The organism is Acaricomes phytoseiuli DSM 14247 (genome assembly GCF_000376245.1).
Taxonomy (GTDB): domain Bacteria; phylum Actinomycetota; class Actinomycetes; order Actinomycetales; family Micrococcaceae; genus Renibacterium; species Renibacterium phytoseiuli.
This window is the reverse complement of sequence record NZ_AQXM01000064.1, coordinates 46,153-62,385: the sequence shown is the minus strand read 5'-3', so window position 1 is coordinate 62,385 and position 16,233 is coordinate 46,153. Positions and strand designations below refer to the sequence as shown.

Here is a 16,233-nt window from a genome sequence, read left to right as displayed (position 1 = left end):
CAGCCCGCTGATTTTTGATGGTCTCCGTGACTTCTGAGGCCCTTCGGGGACCATCAGAAGTCACGGAGACCATCAAAAACGGGAGCAGAAACCGTCAGTGCCCGGCGACGGGTTCCGGCTTGCGGATGAACCAGGCGATGGCGATCGTCAGCGTGAACAGGATGGCGCCGACCATGAATGCCGAGCGGACGCCTTCCGCTGTCGCCGCCTCCGCGCTGCTCCCGGTCAGGGCGGCCGCAGAGGATTGGGAACTCATGATCGCCACGAACAAGGCGGTTCCCGCCGCTCCGGCGACCTGCTGAACGGTGCCCAGAGTCGCCGAGCCGTACGAGTAGAGCTTCGGCTCCAATGACCCCATACCGGCGCTGAACAACGGCGTGAAGATCAGGGCCAGCCCGGCGCTCAGCAGGATGTGCATCGACATCACCAGATACGGAGACGTCTCGGCGTTGATCGTGGAGAACAGCCACAGCGCTACCGACACCACGACGGTGCCCGGCACCAGCAGCGGCCTGGGGCCGTGCTTATCGTACTGCCGCCCCACCCACGGAGCGGCTAAGCCCATGACCAGGCCGCCGGGCAGAAGCAGCAAGCCGACCCATAGCGATTCCATCCCCAGCGAACCCTGCAGGTAGAACGGGAGCAGTATGATCGTGCCGAAGAGGGCCATCATGGCCAGGACCATGAGCAGCACCGCAGCGGTGAACGTCCGGCTGCGGAACGTCCGCAGATCCAGCAGCGCTTTGTCCTTCCGCTGCAGAACGATCTGCCGCCAGACGAAGGCGATCAGGGTGATGACGCCGATGCCGATGAAGAGCGCCAGGGTTCCGCCGCCGCCCACTGGGTGAGCCATCTGGCTGAGGCCGTAGACCAGACTGGAGAAGCCGACGGCCGCCAGGGCCACCGAGACCAGATCCAACGGCGCGGGTTTCGGCTCGTTCACGTTCCGAACGTATTTGATGCCGATCAAGAGCATGATGAGGGCGATCGGGAGCATCAGTCCGAACATTCCGCGCCAGCTGCCAACGCTCAGGATGATACCGGCCAGAGTCGGGCCGACGGCGGGCGCCACCGAGATAACGATACTGACATTGCCCATGGTCTTACCCCGGGACTCCGCGGGCACCAGCTGCATGATGGTGGTCATCAGCAGCGGCATCATGATCGCGGTACCGGTTGCCTGGACGATCCGGCCCACGAGCAGCAGGCCGAAGCCCGGGGCGATGAGGGCCAGAAGGGTTCCGGCGGAGAAGAGCGACATGGCCAAGATGAACACCTGCCGCGTGGTGAGGCGCTGCAGCAGGTAACCGGTCATGGGGCTGACGGTGGCCATCGTGAGCATGAATGCGGTCGAGAGCCACTGCACCGTAGATTCTGAGACTTGCAGATCATTCTTGAGCGGCACAAGCGCGACGCTCATGATCGTCTCGTTGAGGAAGACGACGAAAGTAGCGGCCAGCAACAGGCCCAGAACCGCCGTGGGGCGCTGCGTTTCAGTGCTCGTGGCAGTATCCGTCCCGGCCTCTGGGCCTTGTGGGCCCGAACTGCTCTGGGTGTTTTCCAGGCTGGCCTGGCGATTTTCAGTCATTGCTTCCCTTATGAAGTCTGGATATCGAGATGGGCGCCGGGCTGATATCTCCGTGCTGGAGCCCCCGTGGTGGAAGCGTTATCCTCCGGCAAGAATTCTAAACTCCCGGCGAGATGCTGATATTTCCCGAAACGCGCAATCGGATAGTTTTTTGCTGTTCCGGCAATTTTGTGCGGGTCTTCTCAGGCCCATCGTCCGCCTATCCTCTGATCAGAGGGGTGCAAGAGTGATCAGAGGGGAGCAAGAGGATTGATTTTGCCGAGCACTACCGGATAGGTTCGGGTTGAGGTCCGGTCCCCGTGGTAGATCTGAGTGAGGTAGCCAGTGAGTTTGAAACCTTTGTCCGCACGGGAGCGTGCAGCAGCACTGGAGAAGGCCACGGCGGCCCGGGCCATTCGGGCGCAAGCCAAGCAGAAGATCAAGTCCGGTCAGCTGGGCATGGCTCAGGTCATCGCCGCGGCGGATCGGGATGAAGCTCTTGGCCGCCTCAAAGTCTCTGAATTGCTCGAATCGCTTCCCGGTGTGGGGCAGGTCCGCACCGGCGCCATCATGGAGCAGCTGAACATCGCCCAGAGCCGCAGGCTTCGCGGCCTGGGAATCCACCAGCGGAAAGCTCTTATCAGCTGGTTCGAGGGGTTCCGCAAGGGCTGAGCCGCTCCATGAAGTGACGGGCAGGGCCGGTTGTCTTCTGCTCCGTGGCGTGATTTATCCTGGTAAGGTGCCCGCGTCATCATCCCCCGAGCCCAGCATGTCCGCCAGCGTTCCGCAGAGCAGTGACAGCTGCGCCGGACTGACCGTATTAGCCGGCCCCACGGCGGTCGGCAAAGGAACCGTCTCGACCTATATCCGGGATCATTACCCGCAGGTCTGGCTCTCCGTCTCTGCGACAACCCGCTCGCCGAGGCCTGGCGAGGTCGAGGGAGTGCATTACTACTTCAGAACCGTTGACGAGTTCGACCGGCTCGTCGATGAAGGCGCTTTCCTGGAGTGGGCAGTCGTCCACGGGAAGAACCGCTACGGCACGCTGCGCTCCTCCGTCGATAATGCCGTAGCGGCCGGTAGAGCGGTTCTGCTGGAAATCGATTTACAGGGGGCGCGCCAGGTCAAAGCCGCGATTCCGGAAGCGAGATTCGTCTTTCTCGCCCCGCCCAGTTGGGATGAGCTGGTGCGCAGGCTGGTGGGCCGCGGCACGGAAGATCCGGAAGAGCGGCATCGTCGCCTGGAAACCGCTAAAATAGAATTAGCTGCCGAGTCAGAGTTCGATCACACCATCATCAATGACAGTGTGGAGCGGGCCGCAGCTGAACTGGTTTCACTGATGGGTTTAGCCGGCGTTACCGGCGACCCTGATGGATCACGCTGAGTAGATTGTGGAGTATCCCGTGTCCTATCCTGCCGAAGGCATTGTCAACCCGCCCATCGATTCACTGCTGGAAGCGGCTGACTCGAAGTATGGCCTGGTCATTTTCGGAGCCAAGCGCGCGCGTCAGATCAATGCTTACTACGCTCAGCTGCACGAGGGGCTCTTCGAATACGTGGGCCCGCTCGTGGACACCAAGCTGAACGAGAAGCCGCTGTCCATCGCTTTGCGCGAGATCAACGACGGCCTGCTCGTGGCCAAGCCTGCGGCAGAGACCGCTGATCCGGCGAACTAAGCCGGGCCGGCAACTGACTGTCGGCGCAGTATCATGCGCATCATCCTCGGCGTCAGCGGCGGCATCGCCGCGTATAAAGCCGCTTCGCTTCTCAGGCTTTTCACTGAAGCAGGGCACTCCGTGCACGTGGTTCCAACGGATTCCGCGTTACGATTCGTCGGTTCTGCAACCTGGGAGGCGCTTTCCGGGCACCCCGTGAGCACCTCGGTTTTCGATCGAGTGGATCAGGTCAACCATGTGCGCTTGGGCCATGAGGCCGAGCTGATCGTCGTCGCTCCCGCGACCGCGGATCTGCTGGCCAAAGCGGCCGGCGGACACGCCGACGATCTGCTCACGACCACTCTGCTCATGGCCAGCGGGCCGGTGGTTTTCGCCCCAGCGATGCACAGCGAAATGTGGGCTCATGCGGCGACGCAGAGCAACGTCGAGACCCTGCGGGCCCGGGGCGCGGTGGTCATCGAACCGGCTGAAGGCCGGCTCACCGGAAGCGACTCCGGCCCGGGGCGACTGCCCGATCCCAAAGCCATCTACGCCGCGGCGCTATCCGCTGCCGAAGCAACTCTGGCGGAAGACGCAGGTCAGATGCAGGGCGGTGATCCGGCTCTGCCTCTGCGCGGCCGCCGCATCCTGGTGACCGCCGGCGGGACCAGGGAATCCCTTGATCCCGTCCGTTACTTAGGCAATCGCTCCAGTGGGAAGCAGGGGCTCGCCCTGGCCCGGGCAGCACGGTCCGCGGGAGCCGACGTCGCCCTGATCGCGGCGAATCTCGACCCCCAAGCGCTCAGTGATCTCGAGGCCAGGGGAGTCGAGGTGATCCCGGTGGAGAGCGCGCAGGGCCTTGAGCGAGCGGTAGCGCAGACTACTGCGGCCCAGAAGGTCGATGCGGTGCTGATGGCCGCAGCGGTGGCCGATTTCCGGCCCGCCGCGACGACGACGCAGAAAATCAAGAAACGCGACGACCAGGCGGATCCAGTGATCACCCTGGTGCGCACCCCAGATATCCTGGCAGGCCTCGTCCGGAGTCGGGATGAGGATCCGAGCCGGGCCGGGCAGCTGATCGTGGGGTTCGCCGCGGAGACGGGGGACGATCAGGGCGGTGTTCTCGAGTATGCCCGGGCCAAACTGGAACGGAAGGGGTGCGATCTCCTCGTGGTCAATGACGTCAGTGCGGGCAAAGTCTTCGGCGCAGACGACAATCACGTCGTGGTCCTGGATCGTCGGAACAGCTCGGACCCTGTTGCCGAACCCGAGGCCTTCGGAGGCACGAAGGACCAGGTGGCCGCACGGATCGTGGGGCTTGTCACGGAACGCCTTATTGAGTCTGCTCCCGAGGGGGCCGAGCAGTAGAGTTGGGGCGTGACCTCCTCCACTGAGCCCCTGCGCCTGTTCACCTCCGAATCCGTAACCGAAGGTCATCCGGATAAAATCTGCGATCAGATCAGTGATGCGATCCTCGATGCGCTGATCGCCGCGGATCCTGATTCCCGGGTAGCGGTCGAGACCCTGGCCACGACCGGTCTGGTCCAGGTCGCGGGAGAAGTCACCACCAAAGCCTATGTGGAGATCCCGCAGATCGTCCGGGAGACCATTCTGGGCATCGGCTACGACTCTTCCGCCAACGGCTTCGACGGCGCCCGCTGCGGTGTCTCGATCTCTATCGGCCAGCAGTCGCCGGAGATCTTCGACGGCGTCTTCAACTCGCTCGAAGTCCGGGAAGGCACCGCGAAAGATGATTACGACCGGCAGGGCGCCGGTGACCAGGGGCTGATGTTCGGCTATGCCTCCAACGAGACCGCCACCTATATGCCCACCCCGATCTTCCTCGCGCATCGGCTCTCCGAGCGGTTGTCTGAGGTGCGTCGCAATGGGACGCTGCCTTATCTGCGCCCCGACGGCAAGACCCAGGTGACCATCGGATACGACGGCGACCGCCCGGTGAGCGTGGAAACCGTCGTGCTCTCCAGCCAGCACGCAGAGGGCACCGATCTCGGGGAGCTGCGGGAAGGCATCGCCGAACACGTCATCACACCGGTTCTGGCTTCTTCGGGCCTGGACCTCTCTCGGACCAGGAATGTGTTGAACCCGGCAGGAGCCTTCATCGTGGGCGGCCCGGTGGGCGATGCCGGGCTGACCGGCCGCAAGATCATCGTCGACACCTACGGCGGGATGGCCCGGCACGGCGGCGGTGCCTTCTCCGGCAAAGATCCTTCGAAGGTGGATCGCTCCGCGGCGTACGCCATGCGCTGGGTGGCGAAGAACGTGGTCGCCGCCGGGCTGGCGGATCGCGCGGAGATCCAAGTCGCCTACGCGATCGGGCAGGCGCGTCCGGTCGGCACCTATGTGGAGACCTTCGGAACGGAGAAAGTCGATCCGGTGAAGATCGCCGAGGTCATCGAGGAAGTCTTCGATCTCCGCCCGCAGGCGATCATTAATGATCTGGACCTCAAGCGGCCGATCTACGCCCGAACGGCGGCGCATGGCCATTTTGGGCGCGAAGAACCGGATTTCACCTGGGAGCGCACGGACCGAGCGGATGCTCTGCGCCGGCACCTCGGCGGCTGAAGCCGTTTCGCGGCCTGTCAGTGCCTCGTGATTAACTGCTGAGATGAAGGCCGCAGAGCCCGCAGCACAAGCGGGTGCAGAGCAGAGCGCGATGCTGCCCGGGCTCGACCTGCCCGAGAGCCTTCCGCAGGCCAAGAACATGCAGGACGTACAAGAGGCCGATGAAGGTCCCGTGGCGCAGGTCATCGTGGACTCTTCGCTCCCGCATCTGGACCGCCTGTTCGACTACCGGATCCCGGCGGAGCTGGATGCTCAGGCGCAGCCGGGCGTCCGGGTGAAAGTCCGTTTCGGAGGTCAGGAACTCAGCGGTTACCTGGTGAGCCGCGGCGAGGCTTCCGCCAGTGGGCGGCGACTCAAACCGATCAGCCGCGTCCTCGGGGAGCTGCCGGTGCTCGCCCCGGAAATCCTGGATTGCGCCCGTGCCGTGGCCGAGCGCTACGCGGGCACGGTATCCGATGTGCTCAGGGTGGCGGTGCCGCCGCGGGTGGCCAGGGTGGAGAAAGACCTCGCGGTACCTGCCGCCGAGACTCAGGAACCGGCTCCGGAGAAATCGCCCGAAACAGCCACTGAGGCCGGATCACCGCTCGGTACGGCCTTCGCCGGGTACCCCCGGGCTGCGGCTTTTCTTGATCGTTTAGCTGCCGGGGAGTCACCCCGGGCTGCATTGCTGAGTGCCCGCGGGTACGGGCCGGAGGCCTGGCACCGGCAGCTGGCCGAAGCCATTGCCGCCTGCTATCTGAGCGGCAGGGGGGTGATCGCGGTGGTTCCGGATCAACGCGATCTGGAGCTGCTCTGCGCTTCAGTCGTGGAAGCACTCGGCCCGGAGAGCTTCGTCAGGCTGACCGCTGAAGACGGCCCGAGCGCCAGATACCGAGCATTCCTGCGTCTGGTGACCGGGGAGCGCCGGATCGCCCTGGGCAATCGCTCAGCGGCCTTCGCTCCGGTTCAGGATCTTGGGCTGCTGTGCTGCTGGGATGACGGCGATGATGTGCTCTTGGAGCGGCGCGCTCCCTACCAGCACGCCCGGGAAGTTCTGCTGATCCGGGCGCAGCAGCAATCAGCGGCTCTGCTGTTCGCAGGGTATGCGCGCACCACCGAAGTGCAGCGCCTCGTCGAGCGGCAGTGGGTGCAGCCCATCGAGCTTTCGCGCAGCGAGCTGCGCATGCTGACCCCGCGGGTGCTGAGCACTTCGGATAGTTACGAGCTCGGCGCAGACCCCGCAGCGGCTTCCGCGCGATTGCCGCATCGTGCCTGGCTCACGGCGCAACAGGCACTCGCGAGCGGCCCGGTGCTCGTGCAGGTCGCGCGCGCGGGATACTTTCCCGCACTGTTCTGCCAGCAGTGCCGTGAGCCGACGCGCTGCCGGGAGTGCGCCGGCCCCTTGGGGCAGCTCAGCCCCGCCGAGCCGCTCAGCTGTCGCTGGTGCGGTACGCCCGAATACGCCTTCCGCTGCGCATCCTGCGGCTCTGCGCAGTTGCGACGCGGAGCAGCCGGAGCGGGCCGGACCGCAGAAGAACTGGGCCGTGCTTTTCCCAAGACCAGCGTGATCACCTCCTCCGGCGATCACGTTAAGGACAGCGTGCCGGACCGGCCCGCTCTGGTCGTGGCGACCGTCGGGGCTGAGCCGGTCGCCGCCGAGGGCTATGCCGCAGCACTTCTGCTGGACGGGGATCGGTTACTGAGCCGGGAGAACCTGCGGACGGGTGAGGAGACACTCCGGCGCTGGCTGGCCGCCGCCGCTCTGGTGAGGCCGCGGGGTGCTGGTGGAATCGTGGTGTGCGTGGCTGCTGATGTCGCTGCCTCAGCCGCACTCGTGCGCTGGGATCCGGCGGGCTTCGCGGAACGCGAGCTGGCGCAGCGAATCGAACTCGGTTTGCCCCCGGCCGCACGAGTGCTCGCGCTGACCGGCCCGCTCGCTTCGGTCAGGGGCTTCACCGAGCGACTGAGCCTTCCCGATGAAGTGCGGGTGATCGGCCCGGCACTCGTCGATGAGCGCGGGGGGCTTTACCGGACTTTGCTGTTCATCCCGTATCAACAGGCCGCTGCTGTCCTTGTTGGTGCACGTGCGGCCCGGGCCAGCAGCGCCGCTGCCAGACTCGGTGAGCCGGTGCAGCTGCGTTGCGACGGCGTGGACGTGCTCTAGGCTGCTCCGGTTCTAGCCTGTTCGAGCTAGTTTTTGTTGCGAAGCGCGCGGACTTCCTCCGCAGCGGCAAGCAGCTCTTGTGCTGACTTCTCCCAGGAGTAACCGGCCGCCTGCTGCAGCGAGGCTTCGGCCCGCTCCTGCCAGACCGCGGGGTCCTCCAGTTCGCGGACGGCGGCGGCGAACGCCTCGGAGTCCTCGGCGTCCACATAGCCGGCGGCGGCACCGCCCACCTCCCGGAAGATCGGGGTGTCCGCCACGATGACCGGGGTGCCCAGCGTCATGGCCTCGACGAGGGGCAAACCGTAGCCCTCAGCGCGGGAGAGTGTCACCAGGGCTGTCGCCTCGCGGAGCAGCTGCTCGTATTCGGCGTCGCTGACGCCCTCATGGAAGACGATGTCCGCGGTCTCCGGGATGATCTGCTCCAGCGCTGCCCGCCGGGCCGGATTGATCCGGGAGAGCAGATGCAAAGTGTAGCCGGGCAGATGGGCCATGCCGCGGATCAGGCTTTCGACGTTCTTATACGGCATGAATGAGCCCATGTACACCAGGCTTTTCGTCGTAGCGGCAGAGGCCCGCGGAGCTGCTCCGGCCTGCGGGGCATTGCCGACGATCCGGATCGGGCGCCGGGTGAGCAGGTGCTTCTGCATAAGGGCCCGGGTGGTCTGAGATATCGTCGCGACGATATCGGCGCGGTTCAGGAGCAACCGCTGCGGCCAGTACGCCAGGTGGTAGAGCCGCCAGAGCGCCCGAACCGGCCACGGCAGGAATCCGGGGGGCCCCGGATGCTGGTAGTAGATCAGATCGTGCAGGGTCAGGATCAGGCCGTATCTGCGGCCCGCTGAGCCCATAGTCTGCAGCGGGCAGAACACGACATCGGGATTCAGCCGATTGATCTTCCGGGCGACGAAGAGCTCGCTGGGGGACAGCGGGCTGTTGATCTTGACCCACGGCAGATCGGGCAGCAGGGCCAGTTGCCGCTCATCGCTGATCAGCAGGGTCACGTCGGCCAGTTCGGCGAGTGCCCCGGCCAGGCTGGCACCGTAACGGCTGATGCCATCGTGATAGTCGGTGCGGGTGAATCGGGCATCGACGATGATCTTCATACCGGTTCTTCCCCTTGTGCTTTCCGTTCGGGGCCCGGGCGCAGGAATTCCTCGATGGCTACGGCTGCGGGGCCCGGTGTCTCATAGTGGATCAGGTGCCCGACCCCGTCGATGACATGCAGGCGCCCTTCCGGAAGACGGCGCAGCAAGCGGCGCTGTGCTGCCGGCGGCGCGATCTGATCTGCGCCGCCGGCGATCAACAGCGTCGGCAGCGCCAGCTGCTGCGCGACCTGGCCCACATGACTGGTGATGGACGCGGTGAAGGCTTCCAGGAGCATGTCCCGGTCCGCGAAGCTGCTGAAGTATGCATCGTGCTGCTCGTGGATGAAGCGGCGCAGTGGCTTGTTCCGAGTGACGGCCATGCCGACGCTCATCGCGCGGACGATCAGCGGACTCTGCAGCAGCGCTCGTCCGGCCCGCTCCGGGAGCCGGGCCGCGGCCCAGTAATAGGATTCCGCGATTTTGGACAGTGCGCCCTGTGGGCCTTCCAACGCGGGGGAGGCGATCGGGTTGATCAGGATCAACCGGCTTACCCGGCCCGGCTGCTCGGCCACGAAATGACTCGTCACGATGGAGCCAAAGGAGTGCCCCAGCAGAATGGTATCCGGGCCTAGGTCGAGGGCTTCCATGAACTCCGAAAGAACCCTGGTGTACCCGGAAATGTCATGGCGCCGATCAGGGAGGCGAGGGCTGCTGCCGAACCCCGGCAGGTCCGGCATGATGATCCGATGGCCCGGAAGCTGCTCCACGATCCGTTCCAGGCCGTGGTGGTCGCCCCGGAAACCGTGCACGGCCAGAATGGTCTTAGCGTCTGCGGCCTGACGAACCGGGGCGTAGTCCCAGTAGCGCACTGTTGTCTTCAGGTTGTTTGTCTTCAGGCGGCTATCGCTGCCCGGTTCCAGGCTCATCGCCTGCACCCTGCCGTTAAGACGCGGTGCATAGTGCGAAGGGGTCACGGCCGCGCTCATGAGATCTGCCTCGGGTCGGAGCCGACGCGCTGCCCCCGGTCCAGGCCTGCGATAGCCGTTTTCGCCTCCGTGGGTAATGCCGTGCCCGGCAGTTGGAGGTTCTCGAGAATCCGCGGCGGGCTGGAGGCCTTGGGGATCGCGCTGATGCCATCATCGCGCAACCAGCACAGCACCAGCTGCGCCGGGCTGATCCGCTGCTCGGCTGCGTGCTGAACGATCACGGGGTCATCGAGCACCCGGCCTCGGGCGAGCGGGCTCCAGGCCTGCGTGGCGATACCGTGCCGGGCATGGTACTTCCGGGCCTCGGTCTGCTGCAGCCACGGATGCAATTCGATCTGGTTCAGCGCCGGAACGATATCGGCATCGGCTAGCAGCCGTTCCAGGTGCTCGGGCAGGAAGTTGCTCGTGCCGATCCGCCGCACCGCCCCTGCCGTGGCGAGCTCTTCGAGCCCCCGCCAGGTCTCCAGGTACTTGTCCTGCGCGGGGCAGGGCCAATGGATGAGGTAGAGATCCAGATAGTCCAGCCCCAGGCGGTCCAGACTGTCCTGGAACGCCCGCTGGGCCTGGCGGTATCCGTGTGAGTCATTCCAGAGCTTCGAGGTGATGAAGAGATCCTCGCGCTGCACCCGGCCTTCGGCGATGGCCCGGCGCACGGCTCGCCCCACCGCGCCCTCGTTCTGATAGAACGCGGCGGTATCGATGAGTCGGTAACCCGCCCGGATGGCTTCCAAGGTCAGCTCCTCGGCGTCTTCCGGGGGTACTTTGTAGAGCCCATAGCCCTGCAAGGGGATGGCGGAGCTTTGCAAGGGGGCTGTGACCGGATGCGTCATACTCACGACTCTATCGGCTGCCGGCGCGGTTCCGGATCACAATTAGCCGGCATCGGCTAGGCGCCGGGCCGAGGCCTCATCGAGGATCAGTTCGGTGACCAGGCCAGCGGCGAGAGCCCCTTGCAGGCTGGCGGCCTTCGCCTGACCGGAGACGACGCAGACCCTGCGTCGGATGGAACGCAACAGCTCCAGCGAGGGCCCTGAGGAGCGCTCATTGAGAGCTATGCCCTCCGCGCTGCCATCGGCCCGGAAGAAGACCGTTGCGATATCGCCGACAGCGTCGTCCGCTTCGAGGCTGGCCCGGTCCGCAGCATCCAGATAGCCCCCGGCATAGACCCGGCTGGGCAACTCGGCTTCCACCGAGCCGACGCTGAAGATGACCATGCTCATCCGCTGCTGCCAGTCCAGGATCCGCTGCACACTGCGTTCCTGCCACATCGCACGTTTAGTACTGGCCTGGTCGAAGAAAGTCGGTACGGGGAATTGCACCACTCGGGCTCCGAAAGCGTGGCCGAAGCGGCCGAGGATCTCTGAAGCGTAAGCGATGCCGCTGGTTCGTGTGTTACCAGCTCCGTTGAGCTGGACGAATGTGCAGTCGTGGGTGGCCTTGGGCTGCAGATGGCGGCTGAGCGCGCTCAGCGTGGAGCCCCAGGCCAGTCCGATCACCGCATCAGAATCGATGAGCGGGCTGATGGTCCGGGCCGCTTGCATAGCCACGCGTTCGAGGACTTCGCCCTCGTTGAGGATGCCCGGCACCGGGACGACGTGCACATCCACGGAATACCTCTCCCGAAGCAGTCGGGCGAGCTCGGGTGCGCGATCGTGCCTCGGGCGGATCTGAACCTCCACGAGCCCGCTCTCCCGCGCAGCGGAGAGGAGCCGGGAAATCGTGGAGCGCGAGGTGCGCAGTTCCCGGGCGATCGCATCCATGGTCTGGTCCTGCAAGTAGTACATCTGCGCTACCCGCAGGCTATCGGCGGTATCGAAGGAAGAAGTGCGGGCCATGACCGGGGCCAGACCTTTCTGCACGTGCGTGCATTCAGCTTGACTGAATTTTCATTACTTTCGAAGAATACCTTGTAGCAGCCGGTGGTGATGCAGCAGCACAGCGCCGGAACACTATGTGACGCAGGAGGCAACACCATGTCTGACTCGGAAACGGCAGCTGAGCCGCAGTCCATCGCACAGCGCAACGAGCCGCAGTCCGCTGATGAGCGCTTCAGCGTCACGGCCCTGCGCAACCGGCCCGAAGCCCAAGTGCTCATTATCGGCGGTGGCATCAACGGCGTCGGCACGTTCCGGGATCTGGCCCTGCAGGGCGTCGATGTGGCCCTCGTGGAGCGCGGGGACTACTGCCAGGGAGCATCGGGGGCCTCTTCGCATATGATCCACGGAGGCATTCGCTATCTGGAGAACGGGGAGTTCCGGCTGGTCAAGGAGTCGGTGCAGGAGCGCAATCGCCTGCTGAAGCTCGCCCCGCACTACGTCAAGCCGCTGCAAACCACGATCCCGATTTTCTCCACCTTTTCCGGGGTACTCTCCGCTCCGCTGCGCTTCCTGACGCATAAACAGCAGGGCAAGCTGAAAGAGCGCGGAGCCTTCCTGATCAAACTGGGATTGAGCATCTACGACTCCTTCTCCCGGGACGGCGGTTCCGTGCCCCGGCATCAGTTCGCAGCCAAAGAACGAGCGCTCCAAGAGCTGCCTTGGCTGAACCCCAATCTGAAATACGCCGCGACGTATTTCGATGCCTCGGTACACAATCCGGAGCGGCTGACCCTCGATGTCCTGCGGGACGGTGTGGAGGCCGGCAGCGAGAACGGTAAGGCCCGGGCCAGCAACTACCTGGAAGTCACCGGAATCGATGATGCCGGTGTGCAGCTCACCGATCGGCTGACGGGGAAGCAGTTCAGCTTCCGGGCTCCGGTCATCATCAATGCGAGCGGTGCCTGGACCGACCTGACCAACGGCGCACTGGGCGAGCAGTCTTCCTTCATGGGCGGGACCAAAGGCTCCCATATCGTCCTGGACCACCCGGAGCTGCTGGCTGCCTGCGGCGGGCGAGAGCTCTTCTTCGAGCATACGGACGGCCGGATCGTTCTGATCTACCCCATGGGAGACAGGGTTCTGGTGGGGACCACGGATATCGACGCCGATATCCGCAACACCGAATCAAGCATCTGCACCGATGCGGAGATCGATTATTTCTTCGACCTCATCGGGCACCTCTTCCCGGATCTTCCGGTGACCCGCGAGCACATCGTCTACAGCTTCGCCGGAGTCCGGCCGCTGCCGCGGCACGATGACGCCCAGCCGGGATTCGTCTCGGGCGACTACCGCATTGAGCAGAGCACGCTGCCCGGGGCAGGGGAGCCGGTTTCTATGCTGAGCCTCATCGGCGGCAAGTGGACCACCTTCAGGGCGCTCAGCGAGCATCTGGCCGATGAGGCTCTCGCCAAACTCGGCAAGAAGCGCAAAGTCTCCACCGCGGAACTGACCATCGGCGGTGGAGCCGATTTCCCGGAGACCGAAGAGGACGTCTCGGCCTGGCTTGCAGCGCTCGAGGGCCAAGCCCGGGCGGCGCAGATCGACGAGGCCCGCGCCCGTGGTCTGCTCAACCGCTACGGCAGCCGGGCCGCGCAGGTGATCGGCTATTTGGGCCAGGGCGTAGACTCGCTGCTGCAGGCAACGCATGAGCTGAGTACGAGGGAGCTAGAGTACATGGTGGAGCAGGAGCAGGTTGTCCACCTGATCGATGTGCTGATCCGGCGTACCTCGCTGGCCTTCCGGGGCTTGGTGAGCATTGAACTTCTGGAAGAAATTGCTCAGGCTCTCTCCGGCCCACTGAGCTGGGATGCGCAGCGGGCCCAGGAGGAAGTGCAGCATGCCCGGGAGGTACTGGAAACGTTCCACCGGGTCTGTGTTCCGCAGCTGATCTCCTGACCGGAGTCGCCGGCGGACCAGCCTCCCTGACGGGCTTCTTTTCCTTTTATTTACATTTGAAGGGTCGATGACGATGAATCTACTGGAGATCTTCCTCTCCGAATTTTTTGGCACAGCCATTCTGATTCTCCTGGGTACCGGTGTTGTGGCCAACGTTGCGCTCAAAGGTACGAAGGGCTTCAGCGGCGGCACCCTGATGGTCAACTTCGGCTGGGGTCTCGGCGTCTTCGCGGGTGTCTACGTCGCGTTCAAGTCCGGTGCGCATCTGAATCCGGCCGTGACCGTCGGTGTGGCGATCAACAAGCTGCTCTCCGGCGAGCAGGAATTCATCCCCGGGGTAGCCATCAACGGCGGCACCATCGCGCTCTACATTAGCGCGCAACTGCTCGGCGCCATCGTCGGTGCGATCCTGTGCTGGCTGGCCTATAAGCAGCACTTCGACGCCGAGCCGGCGGCCGGGGCGAAACTCGGTGTCTTCGCGACCGGCCCGGCGATCCGCAACTACGGCTGGAACCTGGTCTCCGAGGTGATCGCCACTTTCGTGCTGGTCTTCGTGGTGCTGCTCTTCGCCGGAACGCCCACCGCGCTCGGCCCGCTCGCCGTCGCCCTGCTCGTTGTCGGTATCGGCGCCTCGCTCGGTGGCCCCACGGGCTACGCCATCAACCCGGCCCGTGATCTCGGCCCGCGGATCGCGCACGCCATCCTGCCGATCAAAGGCAAGGGTTCCAGCGATTGGTCCTACTCATGGGTTCCCATCGTCGGCCCGATGCTCGGCGGAACCATCGCCGCGCTCCTGGCGCCGGCGGTCTCGCTCTGGGTCCAGTGACCCGCGGCTGATCCCTTCCACTCCAGATAACAGCGACTACAGCAGGCATCACGAAGGAGCTCAGTATGCCGAAATATGTTATTGCCATCGACCAGGGCACCACGAGCAGCCGGGCCATCGTCTTCGATCACGCGGGCGATATCGTCTCCACCGGCCAGAAAGAGCACAGGCAGATCTTCCCCAAAGCCGGATGGGTCGAGCACGATCCGGTAGAGATCTGGGGGAATGTCCGGGAAGTGATCGGCACCGCGCTGTCGAAGGCCAACCTCACCCGGCACGATATCGAAGCCGTGGGTATTACCAATCAGCGGGAAACCGCGGTGGTCTGGGATAAGACCACGGGTGAGCCGGTGTACAACGCGATCGTCTGGCAGGATACCCGCACTCAGGACATCGTCGATGAACTCGCGGCCCAGGGCGGCGATGCCGGGCTCGAGCGGTTCAAAGACATCGTGGGCCTGCCACTGGCGACTTACTTCTCCGGAACCAAGATCAAGTGGATCCTGGATAACGTCGAAGGAGCCCGGCAGAAAGCTGAGGCGGGAGATTTGCTCTTCGGCACGACCGATAGCTGGGTGACCTGGAATCTGACCGGCGGAACCGACGGCGGCGTGCACATCACCGATGTCACGAACGCCTCGCGCACCCTGTTCATGAACCTGGAGACGCTCAGTTGGGATCAGGACATCCTGGAGGCCTTCGGGGTGCCCGCCTCGATGCTTCCGGAGATCAAATCCTCTTCCGAGGTCTACGGCACGGTGCACACTTCGCAGCTGCTGCGCGAGGTCCCGGTGGCCGGGATCCTGGGCGATCAGCAGGCGGCCACCTTCGGCCAGGCCGCTTTCGACAGCGGTGAGGCCAAGAACACCTACGGCACCGGCTGCTTCCTGATCTTCAACACGGGGGAGGAGATCGTCCGCTCCAAGAACGGTCTGCTGACAACCGTCGGGTACAAGATCGGCGACCAGCCCACCCACTACGCGCTCGAAGGCTCCATCGCGGTGGCTGGCTCGCTCATCCAGTGGCTGCGGGACAATCTGGGCATGATCTCCAGCGCCCCGGAGGTGGAGAAACTCGCCGCATCCGTCGAGGACAACGGCGGGGTCTACATCGTCCCGGCGTTCTCGGGACTCTTCGCCCCTTACTGGCGCTCTGACGCTCGTGGCGCCATCGTCGGGATGACCCGCTACGTCAATAAGAACCACATCGCCCGGGCAGCGCTGGAGGCCACGGCCTTCCAGACTCGCGAAGTCCTGGACGCTGTGAATGCGGATTCCGGGGTTCCCCTGACCGAGCTGAAGGTCGACGGCGGTATGGTCGCCAACGACGAACTCATGCAGTTCCAGGCGGATATCCTCGGCGTTCCGGTGATCCGCCCCCGGGTCACCGAGACCACAGCGCTCGGCGCCGCCTATGCCGCGGGTTTGGCCGTGGGCTTCTGGCAGGGCCTCGGCGAGCTCTCCGCCAACTGGGCGGAGGACAAGCGCTGGGAGCCGCAGCTGGAGGAAGCCGAGCGGGATCGTCAGCTGCGGCTCTGGAAGAAAGCAGTGGCCAAGTCCATGGACTGGGTCGATGAGGACGTGCGCTGACCGCTGAGACGGTTCTGAAGCAAGCT

At 64.6% G+C, this 16,233-nt stretch carries 14 protein-coding genes; 9 read left to right on the top strand and 5 right to left on the bottom strand.

Annotation, left to right across the window (positions count from 1 at the left end; genetic code table 11):
- Positions 1-94 precede the first annotated feature (94 nt).
- Positions 95-1,588, bottom strand: coding sequence for a DHA2 family efflux MFS transporter permease subunit (locus C501_RS0110940; RefSeq protein WP_018135671.1), 1,494 nt, complete (start codon positions 1,586-1,588; stop codon positions 95-97).
- Between the two features lie 324 nt (positions 1,589-1,912).
- Here C501_RS0110940 and mihF point away from each other — a divergent pair, with 324 nt between their 5' ends.
- From mihF to C501_RS0110910, 6 genes are all read left to right on the top strand, one after another.
- Positions 1,913-2,239, top strand: coding sequence for an integration host factor, actinobacterial type (mihF, locus tag C501_RS0110935; protein WP_026174853.1), 327 nt, complete (start codon positions 1,913-1,915; stop codon positions 2,237-2,239).
- A gap of 97 nt (positions 2,240-2,336) precedes the next feature.
- Positions 2,337-2,951, top strand: a complete 615-nt coding sequence (gene gmk, locus C501_RS0110930; RefSeq protein WP_018135668.1) for a guanylate kinase — start codon at positions 2,337-2,339, stop codon at positions 2,949-2,951.
- A 19-nt stretch (positions 2,952-2,970) separates the two neighbouring features.
- Complete coding sequence (gene rpoZ / locus C501_RS0110925) at positions 2,971-3,243, top strand: DNA-directed RNA polymerase subunit omega (protein ID WP_026174852.1); 273 nt, start codon at positions 2,971-2,973, stop codon at positions 3,241-3,243.
- A gap of 33 nt (positions 3,244-3,276) precedes the next feature.
- Positions 3,277-4,590, top strand: a complete 1,314-nt coding sequence (gene coaBC, locus C501_RS0110920) for a bifunctional phosphopantothenoylcysteine decarboxylase/phosphopantothenate--cysteine ligase CoaBC (protein ID WP_018135666.1) — start codon at positions 3,277-3,279, stop codon at positions 4,588-4,590.
- 9 nt (positions 4,591-4,599) lie between these two features.
- On the top strand, positions 4,600-5,805 hold the full coding sequence (gene metK, locus C501_RS0110915) for a methionine adenosyltransferase (RefSeq protein WP_018135665.1): 1,206 nt from the start codon (positions 4,600-4,602) through the stop codon (positions 5,803-5,805).
- 43 nt (positions 5,806-5,848) lie between these two features.
- Positions 5,849-7,948 (top strand): primosomal protein N', encoded by a 2,100-nt coding sequence (locus tag C501_RS0110910; RefSeq protein WP_018135664.1) that lies wholly within the window; start codon positions 5,849-5,851, stop codon positions 7,946-7,948.
- A gap of 26 nt (positions 7,949-7,974) precedes the next feature.
- Here C501_RS0110910 and C501_RS0110905 read toward each other — a convergent pair whose 3' ends face one another.
- Genes C501_RS0110905 through C501_RS0110890 form a run of 4 tightly spaced genes read right to left on the bottom strand, consistent with a single transcriptional unit; the run spans position 7,975 to position 11,854 of the window.
- On the bottom strand, positions 7,975-9,051 hold the full coding sequence (locus tag C501_RS0110905) for a glycosyltransferase family 4 protein (RefSeq protein WP_018135663.1): 1,077 nt from the start codon (positions 9,049-9,051) through the stop codon (positions 7,975-7,977).
- Positions 9,048-10,019 (bottom strand): alpha/beta fold hydrolase, encoded by a 972-nt coding sequence (locus C501_RS0110900; RefSeq protein ID WP_018135662.1) that lies wholly within the window; start codon positions 10,017-10,019, stop codon positions 9,048-9,050. Before C501_RS0110900 ends, C501_RS0110905 begins: the two co-directional genes overlap by 4 nt.
- The gene (locus C501_RS0110895; RefSeq protein ID WP_018135661.1) at positions 10,016-10,849 is read right to left on the bottom strand and encodes an aldo/keto reductase; all 834 of its coding nucleotides are present in this window, start codon (positions 10,847-10,849) and stop codon (positions 10,016-10,018) included. The genes C501_RS0110900 and C501_RS0110895 overlap by 4 nt, the downstream gene beginning before the upstream one ends.
- A gap of 42 nt (positions 10,850-10,891) precedes the next feature.
- Complete coding sequence (locus C501_RS0110890) at positions 10,892-11,854, bottom strand: sugar-binding transcriptional regulator (RefSeq protein ID WP_026174851.1); 963 nt, start codon at positions 11,852-11,854, stop codon at positions 10,892-10,894.
- A gap of 138 nt (positions 11,855-11,992) precedes the next feature.
- Between C501_RS0110890 and C501_RS0110885 the strand changes: the two genes are divergently transcribed.
- The 3 genes from C501_RS0110885 (at position 11,993) to glpK (ending at position 16,207) form a co-directional block, all read left to right on the top strand.
- Positions 11,993-13,792: a glycerol-3-phosphate dehydrogenase/oxidase gene (locus C501_RS0110885; protein ID WP_018135659.1), complete on the top strand. Its 1,800-nt coding sequence runs from the start codon at positions 11,993-11,995 to the stop codon at positions 13,790-13,792.
- A 73-nt stretch (positions 13,793-13,865) separates the two neighbouring features.
- The gene (locus tag C501_RS0110880) at positions 13,866-14,618 is read left to right on the top strand and encodes an MIP/aquaporin family protein (RefSeq protein WP_026174849.1); all 753 of its coding nucleotides are present in this window, start codon (positions 13,866-13,868) and stop codon (positions 14,616-14,618) included.
- A 65-nt stretch (positions 14,619-14,683) separates the two neighbouring features.
- Positions 14,684-16,207 (top strand): glycerol kinase GlpK, encoded by a 1,524-nt coding sequence (gene glpK, locus C501_RS0110875; RefSeq protein ID WP_018135657.1) that lies wholly within the window; start codon positions 14,684-14,686, stop codon positions 16,205-16,207.
- Positions 16,208-16,233: the final 26 nt, after the last annotated feature.